Genomic DNA, 14,922 nt, shown 5'->3' with positions numbered 1-14,922 from the left:
CGATGAGACCCAGCTTCGACGAGATGCAAGCCACCGGCGATTCGGTTCGCGAGCATTACCGCGGCTATCAGCGCTGGCTCGCCGAGCAGCCGTCCGACGTGATGCGCTCGCGGCGCGAAGAAGCCGAGATGATCTTTCGCCGCGTCGGCATCACGTTCGCGGTGTATGGCGCGAAGGACGAGGACGGCTCGGGCACCGAACGGCTGATCCCCTTCGACCTGATTCCGCGCGTGATCCCGGCGCACGAATGGACCCAGATGGAGCGCGGCCTGCGCCAGCGCGTGAGCGCGCTCAACCGCTTCATCCACGACGTGTACCACGACCAGGAGATCATCCGCGCCGGCCTGGTGCCCGCCGAGCAGATCTTCAAGAACGCGCAGTTCCGTCCCGAGATGATGGGCGTCGACGTGCCGGGCGGCATGTATTCGCACATCGCCGGCATCGACATCGTGCGTGCCGCCAACCCGGACGGCAGCGGCACCTACTACGTGCTCGAGGACAACCTTCGCGTGCCCAGCGGCGTGAGCTACATGCTCGAGAACCGCAAGATGATGATGCGGCTGTTCCCCGAGCTGTTCAGCCAGCATCGCGTCGCGCCGGTGGCGCACTATCCCGATCTGCTGCTGGAGACGCTGCGCGCGGTCGCGCCGGCTTCGGTCAACGAGCCCACGGTCGTGCTGCTGACCCCCGGCATGTACAACAGCGCGTACTTCGAGCATGCCTTCCTGGCGCAGCAGATGGGCGTCGAGCTCGTCGAGGGGCAGGACCTCTTCGTGCGCGACAACTTCGTCTACATGCGCACCACACAGGGTCCCAAGCGGGTCGACGTGATCTACCGGCGGCTGGACGACGACTTCCTCGACCCGCTGGCGTTCCGGCCCGATTCCACGCTGGGCTGCGCCGGCCTGCTGGCCGTGTACCGCGCGGGCAACGTGACCCTGGCCAACGCCATCGGCACCGGGGTCGCCGACGACAAATCGATCTATCCCTACGTGCCGAAGATGATCGAGTTCTATCTCGGCGAGAAGCCCATCCTCAACAACGTGCCGACGTACCAGTGCCGCGATGCCGAAGACCTGCACTACGTGCTCGATCACCTGAGCGAGCTGGTGGTCAAGGAAGTGCACGGTGCCGGCGGCTACGGCATGCTGGTCGGCCCGGCCGCCAGCAGGGACGAGATCGCCGACTTCCGCCGCGCGCTCGAGGCCAATCCCGGCGGCTACATCGCGCAGCCCACGCTGAGCCTGTCGACCTGTCCCACCTTCGTGGACAGCGGCATCGCGCCGCGCCACATCGACCTGCGGCCCTTCGTCCTGTCGGGCAAGACGGTGCAGATGGTGCCTGGCGGGCTGACGCGGGTCGCGCTGAAGGAGGGATCGCTGGTGGTCAATTCGTCGCAGGGCGGCGGGACCAAGGACACCTGGGTGCTGGAGGCCTGATCATGCTGTCGCGCACTGCCGATCACCTCTTCTGGATGGCGCGTTACATGGAGCGTGCAGAGAACACTGCCCGCATGCTCGACGTCAACTACCAGACCTCGCTGCTGCCGCAATCGGCCGATGCGGCCGAGAAGGGATGGAAGGGTCTGCTCAGCATCTCGGAGCTCAGCGGTGACTTCGCCAAGCGCTACGGCGCCGTGACCGCGCGCAACGTCATGGACTACATGGTGTCCGACGCGAACAATCCGTCGAGCATCCGCAGCTGCCTGATGGCCGCGCGGGAAAACGCGCGAGCCGTGCGCGGCACGCTGACCACCGAGGTGTGGGAGACGCAGAACCAGACCTGGCTCGAGTTCCAGCGCATGGTGGCGACCGGTGCCTTCCAGAAGGATCCCGGCACGGCGTTCGAGTGGGTCAAGTTCCGCTCGCACCTGTCACGCGGCGTGACGGTCGGCACCATGCTGCAGGACGAGGCCTTCCATTTCCTGCGCATCGGCAGCTTCCTCGAGCGCGCCGACAACACCGCGCGCCTGCTCGACGTGAAGTTCCATGCGGTCGACAGCGAGTTCTTCGGTGCCGCCGCGGCGAACTTCAACGGCGACACCGGCAAGGACATGGAGTACGACTTCTATCACTGGTCGGCCATCCTCCGCTCGGTGTCCGGCTTCGAGGTCTATCGCAAGGCTTACCGGAACGTGATCCGCCCGGAGAAGGTCGCCGAGCTGCTCATCCTGCGCCCCGACATGCCGCGCTCGCTCGCGGCGTGCATGAACGAGGTCGTGACCAACCTGCGCATGGTGGCCAACGAGCAGTCGGGCGAGACGCTGCGCCGCGCCGGCCGCCTGCGCGCCGACCTGCAGTACGGGCGCATCGACGAGATCCTCGCGACCGGGCTGCATGCCTTCCTCACGCAGTTTCTCGAGAGGGTCGGCACGCTGGGCGTGGGCATCAGCCGCGACTTCCTCGTTCCGGTCGAGGCGTGAACATGGACCACCCCCGGAGCGCACGCAGCGCTCCTCCTCAACGGGGCGCCACCTGCGGCCCGGCGAAGCCGGATCCGCGGGGGCCGCTCCATGGCCTCGGTGGAGCGACGTGAGGCTGTCCATCCACCACGAGACGCAGTACGAATACAGCGCACCGCTGCGATACAGCACGCAATCGATCCGCCTCACGCCGCAAGCCAGCGAGCACCAGACGGTGCTGCACTGGTCGGTGCAGGTGCCCGGCAAGCTCTTCTCCGAGCGCGACGGCTACGGCAACCATGCGCACACCTGGACGCTCGCGAGGCGGCTGCGACACGGCGCGATCCGCGCCGGCGGTCTGGTGGAGACGCATGCGTCGCCCTGGCTGGTCGATGCGCCGGGCCTGCCCTCGCCGCTGCTGTACCTGCGTTCCACCGACCTCACGCCATTCGACCTGCAGCTGCGCACGCTGGGCGCCGACATGCCGGGCAGCGGCGTCGGCGAGCAGAGCCTGCTGGCGCTGGCCAGGCTCGTGTGCGAGCGGGTGCCGTACCGCGCAGGTTCCACCGGCGTGCACACGACCGCGCTCCAGGCCTTGCAGCTGGGCGCCGGCGTGTGCCAGGACCAGGCGCATGTGTTCATCGCCGCCTGCCGCGCCAACGGCGTGCCGGCGCGCTACGTCAGCGGCTATTTCTATGCGCCCGAGTCCCCGGCGCTGGCGAGCCACGCCTGGGCCGACGTGTGCGTCCATCCGGGCGAGCGGCGCTGGCTCAGCGTCGACGTCACCCATGGCTGCCTGATGGACGAGCGCCATGTGCGCCTGGCCGTCGGTCCCGACTATGCTGCGTGCCTGCCCATCCGAGGCGTCCGCCACGGCGGCGGCGAAGAGGCGATGCGCGTGCGGGTCGAGATCCGGCCCAGCTGATCACCAACGACGGATTCCCAGGGAAACGCCATGTCCATCCATGTCGCGCTCAACCACGTCACGCATTACCGCTACGACCGGCCGGTGAACCTGGGGCCGCAGGTGGTGCGGCTGCGCCCCGCGCCGCACTCGCGCACCCGGGTGCTGAGCTACTCCATGCGCGTCGAGCCGGGCAAGCACTTCATCAACTGGCAGCAGGACCCGCAGTCGAACTACCTCGCGCGGCTGGTGTTTCCCGAGAAGACGACGGAGTTCCGCATCGAGGTCGACCTGGTCGCCGAGATGTCGGTGCTGAATCCGTTCGACTTCTTCCTCGAGCCGTCGGCCGAGCACTTTCCGTTCGAGTACGACCCCTCGCTGGCGCACGAGCTGGCCCCGTATCGGGTGAAGACGCCGCTCACCCCGGCCTTCAAGCGCTACCTCGACAGCGTGCCGCGCGAGCAGAAGCAGACCACCCACTTCCTGGTCGAGCTGAACCAGCGCCTGCAGAAGGACATCGCCTACCTGATCCGCATGGAGCCCGGCGTGCAGGAACCGGAGCAGACGCTGCAGAACGCCAGCGGCTCCTGTCGCGACTCCGGCTGGCTGCTGGTGCAGCTGCTGCGCCATCTCGGGCTGGCGGCGCGCTTCGTCTCCGGCTACCTGATCCAGCTCAAGAGCGACGTGAAAGCCCTCGACGGACCCAGCGGGACCGAGGTCGACTTCACCGACCTGCACGCCTGGTGCGAGGTGTACCTGCCGGGCGCGGGATGGATAGGACTCGATCCGACCTCCGGGCTGCTGGCCGGTGAGGGCCACATCCCGCTCGCCTGCTCGCCCGATCCGTCGTCGGCCGCGCCGGTCACCGGCGCACTCGAGGAATGCGAGACGGAGTTCGAGCACCACATGAAGGTCTCGCGCGTGTGGGAGGCGCCCCGCGTCACGCTGCCCTACACCGATGCGCAGTGGGATGCCATCGAGGCCCTCGGCCACCAGGTCGATGCCGAGCTGCGGCAGCGCGACGTGCGCCTGACGCAGGGTGGCGAGCCGACCTTCGTTTCGGTCGACGACCGCGACGGCGCGGAGTGGAACACCGATGCGCTGGGCCCCACCAAGCGACTGTTGAGCGCCGAGCTGATGGACAAGCTGCGCGTCAAGTACGGCGAGGGCGGCCTGCTGCATTACGGCCAGGGCAAGTGGTATCCGGGCGAGCAGCTGCCGCGCTGGTCGCTCAACCTGTTCTGGCGCCGCGACCGCGAGCCGCTGTGGACACAGCCGGCACTGTTCGCCGACGAGCGGAAGGACTACGCCGTCACCGACACGCAGGCGCGCGAGTTCCTGCACGGCGTGGCGCGGCGCCTGGCGGTGGATCCCCAGCACGTCTTCCCGGCCTACGAGGACACGTGGTACTACCTGTGGCGCGAGCGCAAGCTGCCGACCAATGTCGACCCGTTCGATGCGCGGCTGTCCGACCCCATGGAGCGCGAGCGCATCCGCAAGGTATTCACACAAGGCCTCGACAAGGTCGTGGGCCACGTGCTGCCGATCATGCGCAACCCGAGGTCCGACGCGCTGCCGCGCTGGCAGAGCGGCCCCTGGTTCCTGCGCAGCGAGCGCTGCTACCTGGTGCCCGGCGATTCGCCGCTGGGCTATCGGCTGCCGCTCGACTCGCAGCCCTGGGTGTCGGCCACCGACTATCCGTGGACGCACACGCCGGACCCGTCGCAGTCCTTCGCGCCGCTGCCGCCTTACCAGCGGCTTCGCTACGCCGTCGGCGGCAGCGAGGCTGTCTGGCCCAATGGCGTCACCGGCAGCGACGAGCGCGGGCTCGCCTGGCGAGACGCTGCGGGCCGGGGCGTGGAAGACGGCGCGCCCCACCAGCCCACCGATGGCGGCGCGGTACGGCCGGCGCCTTTCGAGTCCGCCGCTTCCATCACCCGCACGGCGCTGTGCGCCGAGCCGCGCGCGGGGCGCCTCTATCTGTTCATGCCGCCGGCGAGCGCCCTGGAGGACTATCTCGAGCTGGTCGCCGCCATCGAAGACACCGCGAAGTCGATGCAGATCCCGGTCATCCTCGAAGGCTACGAGCCGCCGAAGGACCCGCGGCTCGCGAGCCTGCGCGTCACGCCGGATCCCGGCGTCATCGAGGTCAACATCCATCCGGCGCATTCGTGGGAAGAGCTGGTCGAGCAGACCACGCACCTGTACCAGGCGGCGCACGAGACGCGCCTGTCCACCGAGAAGTTCATGCTCGACGGCCGCCACGCCGGCACCGGCGGCGGCAACCACTTCGTGCTGGGCGGCGCGACGGTCGCGGATTCGCCCTTCCTGCGCCGGCCCGACCTGCTCGCCAGCATGGTCGGCTACTGGCACAACCACCCGGCGCTCAGCTACCTGTTCTCGGGCCTGTTCATCGGACCGACCAGCCAGGCGCCGCGCGTCGACGAAGCGCGCAACGACTCGGTCTACGAGATCGAGATCGCGTTCGCGGAGCTGCAGCGCGTCACCCGCGAGCAGCACGGCAAGTGCCCGCCGTGGCTGATCGACCGGCTGATGCGCAACCTGCTGATCGACGTCACCGGCAACACGCACCGCGCCGAGTTCTGCATCGACAAGCTGTATTCGCCCGACGGCCCGGCGGGCCGCCTCGGCCTGCTCGAGATGCGTGCCTTCGAGATGCCGCCGCATGCGCGCATGAGCCTCACGCAGCAGTTGCTGATGCGCGCGCTGGTGTCGCGCTTCTGGGCCGAGCCGTACCGGCCGGCGCGCCTCAAGCGCTGGGGGACCGAGCTGCACGACCGCTTCATGCTGCCGCACTTCGTGTGGGACGACCTCACCGATGTGATCGGCGAGCTCGCCGACTTCGGCTACCCGATCCAGGCCGACTGGTTCGCGCCGCACTGGAATTTCCGCTTCCCGCGACTGGGCGACTTCAGCGCGCGCGGCGTCGACGTGGAGGTGCGGCTCGCGCTCGAGCCGTGGCACGTGATGGGCGAGGAGGGCGCGCCAGGCGGCACGGTGCGCTTCGTCGACTCGTCGGTCGAGCGCGTGCAGCTCAAGGTGACGGGCCTCGTGGGCGATCGGCACGTGCTCACCTGCAACGGTCGCGCCGTGCCGCTTCAGCCCACCGGACGGGTCGGCGAATTCGTCGGCGCCGTGCGCTATCGCGCCTGGGCGCCGCCGTCGGCCCTGCATCCGACCATTCCGATGCAGGCGCCGCTCACCTTCGACCTCGTCGACGGCTGGATGGGGCGCTCGATGGGCGGCTGCCAGTACCACGTCGCCCATCCCGGCGGGCGAAACTACAGCACCTTCCCGGTCAATGCCTACGAAGCCGAGGCGCGCCGGCTGGCGCGCTTCTTCCGCATCGGGCACACGCCGGGAGAAATGGCCGTGCCCAAGGAAGAGCGCAACCCGAATTTCCCGTTCACGCTGGACCTGCGGCGCGGTGCGGGGTGAGGGGTTTGCGGGTATGACACCCGGCGTCCCGAGCCGCGACAATCCGGCCCATGCTCAGACAGCTTCTTTCAGGCTACGTCGCCCTCGAGGGCCGCTACGACGAACTGCTGTCGGCGCCGGGCCAGCCGCGCCCGCACTGGGAAGCCTTTCTGCGCGCGCTGGCCGAGCGCGAGAGCACCGAGGTCAGCGACACGCTGTCGCTGATGGAGCGCGAGATCCGCGAGAACGGGATCACCTACAACGTCTATGCCGACCCGCAGGGAGCCGATCGGCCGTGGGAGGTGGACCCACTGCCGCTGCTGCTGTCGGCCGGGGAGTGGGACGTCATCGAGGCCGGCATCGCGCAGCGCGCCGAGTTGTTGAACCACGTGCTGGGCGACATCTACGGCGCGCAGCAGCTGATGCGCTCGGGCGCGATCCCGCCGTCGGTGGTGTTCGGCCACAGCGGGTTCCTGCACCAGGTGCAGGGCATCCGGCCCCCGGGCGGCGTGCACCTGTTCCACTACGCGGCAGACCTGGCGCGTTCGCCCGATGGCCATTGGTGGGTGGTCGGCGACCGCACGCAGGCGCCTTCCGGTGCCGGCTACGCGCTGGAGAACCGTTTGGTTGTCTCGCGTGTGTTCCCGCAGATGTTCCGCGAGCTGCACGTGGAGCGCCTGGCGTCGTTCTTCGCGGCGATGCGCGACTCGCTGCTGCGCTGGGCGCCCAAGGGCGACGGGCCGACGCTGGTGGCGCTGCTGACGCCGGGCCCGTACAACGAGACCTACTTCGAGCACGCGCTGCTCGCGCGCTACCTCGGCTTCGCGCTCGTCGAAGGCAATGACCTCACGGTGCGCGACGGCCGTGTCTGGATGAAGACGGTCGAGGGCCTCAAGCGCGTTCATGCCATCCTGCGCCGCCAGGACGACGACTATTGCGACCCGCTCGAGCTGCGCACCGATTCGGCGCTCGGCGTGCCGGGCCTCACCGACTGCGCACGCCGCGGCACCGTGATGCTGGCCAACGCGCTGGGATCCGGTGTGATCGAGTCCGGCGCCTTGCTCGGCTACTTGCCCGCGCTGAGCGAGTCGCTGCTCGGCGAGCCGCTGAAGCTGCCCTCCATCGCGACCTGGTGGCTCGGCGAGCCGGCGGCGTTTGCCGACGCATGGAAGCGGCTCGACCAGGTCATCATCAAGCCGCTCGACCGCGGCGGCGGCGAACGTGCTGCCTTCGGCGCCGACTTCCCCAGCGACGAGCGCGTCACGCTGGGCGCGCGGGTCGCGTCGCGGCCGCATCGCTACGTGGCCCAGGAGTGGGTGCACGGCTCGCAGGCGCCGGTCCTCGAGCACGGGCCCGGCCGCATGTCGGAGCAGCTGCAGGCGCGCAACGTGGGCCTGCGGGTGTTCGCGGTGGCCACGCCAGACGGGTATCGCGTCATGCCCGGCGGGCTGACCCGCGTGGCGGGCGTGGGCGACACGCGCGGCATCGCGATGCAGCGCGGAGGACGCTCCAAGGACACCTGGGTGCTCTCGGAGGCACCGGTCAACGCCGCGTTCTCGCTGCTGTCGCGCACCGTCAAGCCCGAGGACCTCGTCACGGCGCGCGCGAACCTGCCGTCGCGCGCGGCGGAGAACCTGTTCTGGTTCGGCCGCTATGGCGAGCGCTGCGAGGCGTCGGCGCGGCTGCTGCGCGTGGCCATTGCCGGCGTGCTCGACGACAACGCCGCCGAGGCCGACGGGGTGGCGCCGGTGCTGGCGCTGGCGCAGCGCCTCGGCCTCATCGACGAGACCGACAATCCCGGCCCCGATCTGCTGCGCGCCGCCACGCATCCGGAGGAGGCGCTGGCCGATCGGCTCAAGCAGCTGTCGCGGGTGGCCTTCAACCTGCGGGACCGCATGTCGGCGGACAACTGGCGCACGCTCAATCAGCTGATCGCCGATCCGGTATTCCAGCGCGGCACCTCGCTGCCGCTGGTGCTGGGGTGGCTGGACCGCGCGGTGACGTCGATGATGACGCTGTCGGGCTTCGTGCTCGACGGCATGACACGCGGGCTCGGCTGGCGCTTTCTCTCGCTGGGTCGGCGCATCGAGCGGCTCGCCAACGTGTGCACGACCTTGCAGACAGCCATCGCCGAAGGCCGCGACCACGGCCTCGACTGGCTGCTCGAGCTGTCCGATTCGACCGTGACCTACCGCTCGCGCTACCTGGTGGCGCCCGAGTGGCTGCCGGTGCTCGACCTGCTGCTGCGCGACGAGGCCAATCCGCGTTCGGTCGCGTTCCAGGTGAAGGGCCTGTCGGAGTACATCGCCAAGCTCGAGCAGAGTCACGGCCGCTTCGCCAGCGACGTGCTCGCGCCGGGCCAGATCGCGCTGCGCAACCTGATGCCGGAAGACCTGCATCCGGAGAGCGAGGCGGTCGCGCACGTTCTGGACCAGCTTCACCGCGCGGCGCTGGCGGCCTCGGACGAGCTGAGCCTGAAGTTCTTCTCGCATGCAGCCTCGCGCAGCGTGCTGTCGCTGGTCGCATGATGCTGCCCGAGCGATATCACGTCGAACACGAGACCTGCTACAGCTACACCGCGCCGGTCTCCCAATCGTGGCAGCTTGCGCGGCTGACGCCCCGTGCGCTGCCGTGGCAGCGGCTGCTGGCCCATTCGCTGCAGATCGATCCGCCGCCCGACGAGCGCCACGACGCACCCGACAGCTTCGGCAATGCCGTCACGCACTTCGGGCTGCACGGCGCACACCGCCTGCTGCGTGTTCGCATGCAGTGCACCGTCGAGGTCGGCGAACGGCCCCGCCGCGACGCCCCGCCGGCAGGCGAGAGCTGGGAGCGCGTGCGCGACAGCGTCCGGCATGCCCCGCCGCAGGACGACCTGCTGCCGGCGCGCATGAGCGAGCCCACGCCGCTGGTGCCGCTGTCCGAAGGCGCGCGCATGTACGCGCTGCCGTCACTGGTCCCGGGCCGCGACTGGCTGCAGACGCTGTGCGAGCTGATGCACCGCATCCACCGCGACTTCGAGTTCGAGGCGGGCGCCACGACGGTCAGCACCTCGGTCGACGAGGTGCTGCACCAGAAGCGCGGCGTGTGCCAGGACTTCGCGCACCTGATGCTCGCGTGCCTGCGCGGCCACGGGCTTCCTGCGCGCTACGTGTCGGGTTATCTGCTGACCCAGCCGCCGCCCGGCCAGCCTCGCCTGATGGGTGTCGACGCGTCGCACGCGTGGGTGTCGGCCTGGTCGCCCGCGCACGGGTGGGTGGAGTTCGATCCCACCAACGACCAGCTCGCCGACCATCGCTACATCACGCTCGCCTGGGGCGCCGACTTTGCCGATGTGGTCCCGCTTCGCGGGGTGATCCTCGGCGGGGGCGCGCAGGACATGGAAGTGTCGGTGAGCGTGGTGCCGAGCGGCACGTAGCCAACCTGCAAGGTGGCCGACCTTCGCGGGATTTTTCTCGGGCATCGGTGCTGGAACACTGCGGGCCGATCGCCACTGAGGAGAGCCCGCATGAACCCCTTCGCCGACACATCCGCCGAGTGCCCGCCGCCCTCGCTCGACGTCATCGGCCCCGGCTGGTACGACTCCAGTCGCGACCTGCTGCACGGACTCGAGGTCCACGAAGGCCTGCCCGCCGACGCCGACCTCGGCGAGTGGATCAGGGCGTGGTTTCCGGCGGCGGCTCCTCACCGTCGTGCCCCAGCGCGACGAACAGCCATGCCCGGGCGCGCTCCCAACGCCGGCGCACGGTGCGCTCCGTGACGCCCTGCAGCTCGGCGATCTCCTGCTCCGTGTAGCCGCCGAAGTAGCGCATGTCCACGACCTCCGCCAATTCCGGGTCCACGGCCTCCAGGCGCAGCAAGGCGTCGTTGATGTGCAGCAGATCGTCCCCAGCGCCCGTGTCGTGTGCGGCCAGGCCTTCGTCGCCGAGCGTGACATGGCGCGCGCCGCTGCCGCGGCGGCCGCTGCGCTGTGCGCGCACCGCGTCGATGATGACGTTGCGCATCGCCTTCGCGGCGTACGCGAAGAAGTGGTGCCGGTCCTCGAGCCGCAGCTCGCGCGACTTCACGAGCCGCAAGAAGCTTTCGTGCACCAGCGTGGTGGTCTGCAGCGCGTCGGCACGTCCCTGTTGGCGCAGCCGTGAACGCGCGACTCGTTTCAGGTCGGGATAGAGCGCCGAGAAGACCGTGTCCAGCGCCGCGCGATCACCTGCGGCGGCGCGCTGGAGCAGCACGGTGATGCGAGGTCCCTTTTCTGCCGCTTCGGGGGTGTCCACCCATCGAAGGTAGTCGCACACCGGATGTTCGTCCAGAGGGGCACCGGCATCTCCTCTCGATGAGGGAGATGCCGCGGAACGCGGGAGAAACGTGGGGGTCCGTCACCATGGCCCATGCCTATATTCGGAACGGACGCCTGCGTCGCGAGCATGAACGCCAGCCTGTCATCCCGATGGCAAGACCTGTCCTCGCTGTACGAGGAGGCCGTCGCCTTGCATGGCGAGCAGCGCGCCGACTTCCTCAAGCGGATCGCGGACCGCGACGGTGCGCTGATCGCACCGTTGAAGCGCCTGCTGGCAGCGAGCGAGCGGATGGAGGCGCAGGGCTTCCTCAAGGCGCTTCCGGCCGTCGAGCTCGATGACGATGACGACAGCACGACGCAGCCTGGCGAGGGCTGGAGCGCCGGCACGCGCATCGGGCCGTATGCCTTGCTGCGCTTGCTCGGATCGGGCGGGATGGCGCAGGTGTGGCTGGCCGAACGCGCCGACGGCAGCTTTCACCGGCAGGTCGCGCTGAAGCTGCTGTTCCAGCCCTGGAGGGGAGCCGAAAGCGGTTTCGCCTCGCGCTTTGCCCGCGAGCGCGACATCCTGGCCGCACTCGACCATCCGCACATCGCCGCGCTGTACGAGGCCGGCGTCACGTCGGAGGGCCAGCCGTGGCTGGCGCTCCAGTACGTCCAGGGCGAGTCCATCACCGACTACTGCGACCGCCGGCACCTTGACGTGCGCGCTCGCGTGCAGCTGTTCCGCCAGGTGCTCGAGGCGGTCCGCTACGCACACGCCAACCTGGTGATCCATCGCGACCTGAAGCCCGACAACGTGCTGGTCACCTCGCAAGGCGAAGTGCGCCTGCTCGATTTCGGCATTGCCAAGCTGATGGAGCCCGAAGGTGGCGCGGCCCCCGATACCGAGCTGACGCGCCAGGCCGGGCGGCCGCTCACGCCGCGCTATGCGAGTCCGGAGCAGCTTCGAGGACAGCCGCTGACGACCGCGTGCGATGTGTATTCGCTGGGCGTCGTGCTCTACGAGCTGCTATGCGGCGAATCGCCGTACGAGACGAAGACCGACACCGCGGCGCAGCTCGAGCAAGCCATCCTCGAGCGCGAGCCGCGTGCGCCGAGCCGGCGGGTCGGCGACGAGCATCACGCCGATGCCCGCGGCACGTCGGTGAAGCTGCTCAGGCGCTTGCTGAGCCCGGAGCTCGACGCGGTGGTGCTGCGTGCGCTGGGCAAGCATCCGCTGGCGCGCTATGCCTCCGTCGAGGCTCTGCAGGCAGATCTGGAACGCTGGCTGCGCGGCGAGCCGGTGCAGGTGCGTGCCCCCGGGGCCGCCTACCGTCTGCTGAAGTTCGCGCGCCGGCATCGGGTGGCCGTCGGGCTCGGCAGCCTCGCTGTCGCAAGCCTCGTCGCCGTCGCGACGGTGGCCGTGCTGCTGGGGGTGCAGGCGCGCCAGGACGCGATCCGTGCCGAGGCCGCCCGCGATTTCGTGCTCGACCTGTTTCGCACGGCCAATCCGGCCGAGGCCAAAGGCGTCGACCCGACCGCGCGTGAGATGCTCGAACGGGGTGTCCGCAAGGCAGACCAGTCGCTGGCGCAGCAGCCGGAGCTGCTGGCCGAGGTGCTCGCCGGGTTGGGCGACGTGCAGGCGACGCGCGGAGAACTGGCGATGGCCGATGCGACCTTCCGGCGCGTGGGCGAGATCTACCGCAAGCTCGGCCGCACCGACAAGCTGGCATGGGCGCAGGCCAACCATGCCGAGAACGCGTGGCAGATGGGCCAGCGCGATCGCGCGATCGCCTTGCTCGACGAGGCCGAGAAGAACGCGCGCGGCCATCCGAAGGACCATGCCCTGCACGCCAAGGTGTCGGAGGTGAGGGGCTGGTTCGCCCGGGTGATCGATCGCGACCTGCCGCGCGCCGAAGCGGCCATGCAGGAGGCCCTGCGGCACAGCATCGTCGCGCATGGTCGCCAGGACGTGCGCACCGTCCAGATCCTGCGCGGGCTCGCGCTCACCGAGAGCGAGCTGCACCGGCACCAGCAGGCACGGCAGCACATCGAGGAGGCGGCATCGCTGGCGGCGCGCCTGCCGGGCTTCGAGAGCGCCGACCTGTCCAACATCGAATACCAGCAGGCACAGATCCGCCATGCGCAGGGGCATCTGGCCGTGGTCGTCGCCGACCTGGAAGGCGCGCTCCACCGCTGCGGCGAGCGTCTGGGCAAGCACGCCGAGATCTGCGCCTCCATGCGCGGCCTGCAGGCGGTCACCTTGCTGCGCCTGGGCGAGGCGGGCAGGGCGCTGCAGCTGGTGCCCGACCTGCTGCAAGGACCCGAGACCGAGAGTTCGTCGTTGCGGCAGGCCTCGAACCTCGTCATCGCCTGCCGCGTGCTCGCAGCCAACGGGCAGCTCGGGCCGCAGCACGATCTGCGCCGCAGGCTCGCCCAGCTCGCCCAGGAGAGCGACATCGGCAACCGGGTGCGTTCACTCGCGACGGCTGTCCGATGGTCGCTGGCCGAGGTGGCGCTGCTGGAGGGCGAGGCCGCACAGGCCGCGGCGATGGCGGCGCGGACGATCGAGGGAGCCGATCCGGTGCGCGATCGCATCGACGTCGCCCGCGCACAGCTGCTGCTCGGCGTGGCGCTGCAGGCCCAGGGGCGGCACGCGCAGGCGCTGGCGGTGCTCGACAAATCGTGGCGGGCCTATGCGAGCGATCTGGGGCCGCATCACGCGCTGACGCTGCTCTACGGCATCAATCGCGCGCAGTCGCTCGAGGCGCTCGGCGACCGTGCGGGGGCGCTGGCGATCATCGACGACGCGCTGCCCGAGCTTCGCCGGCAGCTGGGCAGCGAGGCGCGCGTCATGCAGCGCGTCGTTCGCCTTCGCACCGAACTCGCTGCGCCGCGGCACGGCGAATCCCCGAGGGCCGATCCGGCCTTCTTCTTCATCTGAGCCAGGAGATGGTGATGGCGACCGTGAATACGCAACTGAAAGACGCGATCGAAGGCCTGAACAGATCGGTGACGCGGCTGCAGGCCGCCGCGGGGACGCCCGTGCCTCCGTCGCCCCCGCCGCGGCCGGGCGAGACCGACCTCTCGGGCGGGCGCGTGAATCCGCCTCCGGTGGCCAGCGCCACGGTGCTGCCGGATGGCCTGGTGAGCTCGATGGCGGGCCTCAGCGAGGCTTTCGAGCTGCTGGCCAAGACGGGCGGGCCCGTGAACCCGCCGCCTGTCGGAGACGATGGCACGGCGGCCAAGCTGCAGGACGCCATCAAGAACGTGTCTCGCGCCGTCGACGAGCTCACGCTCACGTTGAAGGCGGGCGTCAAGGACGACCGCTGAGCGCACCCGGGGGCCCTGGCGCTCGAGGGGAGAGGGTCCTCACCCTGACCCCAGCCCTCTCCCGGAAGGGGAGAGGCCGCGCGCAGCTGTTCCTTGCCTTTCGCGTCCTCCGCCTTGTGGAGGTGGCGCGACGACCCGGGTGTCCGCTCCACCGCGAAACGTCCGTACATGCCGCCGAGTCGCCGATGTCCGGCGTCTCCGCCGGCACGGGCCGGTCGTCATCCAACGTGAAAGAGGAATGCATCATGGGTCACAAGCAACTCGTCGCCGCCGGAGTGTTCGCACTGCTGGGCGGCGCAGCCTTCGCAATGGAAGCCACCGAATTTCCGATCGAGCCTTCGACGCGCACGCGTGCCGAGGTCAAGGCGGAGCTCCAGGCGGCCATCGCCAACGGCGAGATCGTGCGCGGGGAAGCCAGCCTGCCGCCGCAGCCGCCGGTCGCGTCGACGCGCACGCGGGAGGAGGTCCGCGCCGAGGCCTACGCGGCGGCGCGCGACCACCACCGGTTCAACGACCTGTACGTCGGCGCCTGAGCCGTTCGCGCCGGCCCGGGACGCCCCGGGCCGGCGC

At 69.9% G+C, this 14,922-nt stretch carries 10 protein-coding genes; 9 read left to right on the top strand and 1 reads right to left on the bottom strand.

The window, feature by feature from the left end; translation table 11 throughout:
- Positions 1 to 2 precede the first annotated feature (2 nt).
- From P7V53_RS17935 to P7V53_RS17910, 6 genes are all read left to right on the top strand, one after another.
- Positions 3 to 1,439, top strand: coding sequence for a circularly permuted type 2 ATP-grasp protein (locus P7V53_RS17935; protein WP_280150851.1), 1,437 nt, complete (start codon positions 3 to 5; stop codon positions 1,437 to 1,439).
- A gap of 2 nt (positions 1,440 to 1,441) precedes the next feature.
- Entirely contained in the window at positions 1,442 to 2,422 is a 981-nt protein-coding gene (locus tag P7V53_RS17930; RefSeq protein WP_280150850.1) for an alpha-E domain-containing protein, read from the top strand.
- Positions 2,423 to 2,531: 109 nt separating this feature from the next.
- Positions 2,532 to 3,326 (top strand): transglutaminase family protein, encoded by a 795-nt coding sequence (locus tag P7V53_RS17925; RefSeq protein WP_280150849.1) that lies wholly within the window; start codon positions 2,532 to 2,534, stop codon positions 3,324 to 3,326.
- Between the two features lie 30 nt (positions 3,327 to 3,356).
- Positions 3,357 to 6,764, top strand: coding sequence for a transglutaminase family protein (locus P7V53_RS17920; protein WP_280150848.1), 3,408 nt, complete (start codon positions 3,357 to 3,359; stop codon positions 6,762 to 6,764).
- Positions 6,765 to 6,814: 50 nt separating this feature from the next.
- Complete coding sequence (locus P7V53_RS17915) at positions 6,815 to 9,271, top strand: circularly permuted type 2 ATP-grasp protein (RefSeq protein WP_280150846.1); 2,457 nt, start codon at positions 6,815 to 6,817, stop codon at positions 9,269 to 9,271.
- Positions 9,268 to 10,161, top strand: coding sequence for a transglutaminase family protein (locus P7V53_RS17910; protein ID WP_280150845.1), 894 nt, complete (start codon positions 9,268 to 9,270; stop codon positions 10,159 to 10,161). Before P7V53_RS17915 ends, P7V53_RS17910 begins: the two co-directional genes overlap by 4 nt.
- Positions 10,162 to 10,399: 238 nt before the next feature.
- On the opposite strand, the gene P7V53_RS17905 is transcribed toward P7V53_RS17910, so the two are convergent.
- Positions 10,400 to 11,017 carry an ECF-type sigma factor gene (locus P7V53_RS17905; protein WP_280150843.1) on the bottom strand — a complete coding sequence of 206 codons (618 nt, stop codon included), beginning with the start codon at positions 11,015 to 11,017 and terminating at the stop codon, positions 10,400 to 10,402.
- A 114-nt stretch (positions 11,018 to 11,131) separates the two neighbouring features.
- Here P7V53_RS17905 and P7V53_RS17900 point away from each other — a divergent pair, with 114 nt between their 5' ends.
- The 3 genes from P7V53_RS17900 (at position 11,132) to P7V53_RS17890 (ending at position 14,885) form a co-directional block, all read left to right on the top strand.
- Entirely contained in the window at positions 11,132 to 13,963 is a 2,832-nt protein-coding gene (locus tag P7V53_RS17900; RefSeq protein ID WP_280150842.1) for a serine/threonine-protein kinase, read from the top strand.
- A 14-nt stretch (positions 13,964 to 13,977) separates the two neighbouring features.
- Positions 13,978 to 14,352, top strand: a complete 375-nt coding sequence (locus tag P7V53_RS17895) for a hypothetical protein (RefSeq protein ID WP_280150840.1) — start codon at positions 13,978 to 13,980, stop codon at positions 14,350 to 14,352.
- Between the two features lie 245 nt (positions 14,353 to 14,597).
- Complete coding sequence (locus tag P7V53_RS17890; protein WP_280150838.1) at positions 14,598 to 14,885, top strand: DUF4148 domain-containing protein; 288 nt, start codon at positions 14,598 to 14,600, stop codon at positions 14,883 to 14,885.
- Positions 14,886 to 14,922 lie beyond the last annotated feature (37 nt).

It is taken from the genome of Piscinibacter sp. XHJ-5, from assembly GCF_029855045.1.
Lineage (GTDB): Bacteria > Pseudomonadota > Gammaproteobacteria > Burkholderiales > Burkholderiaceae_C > Albitalea.
Note: the sequence above shows the minus strand (reverse complement) of the source record. Positions and strands in the feature narration are given on the sequence as shown.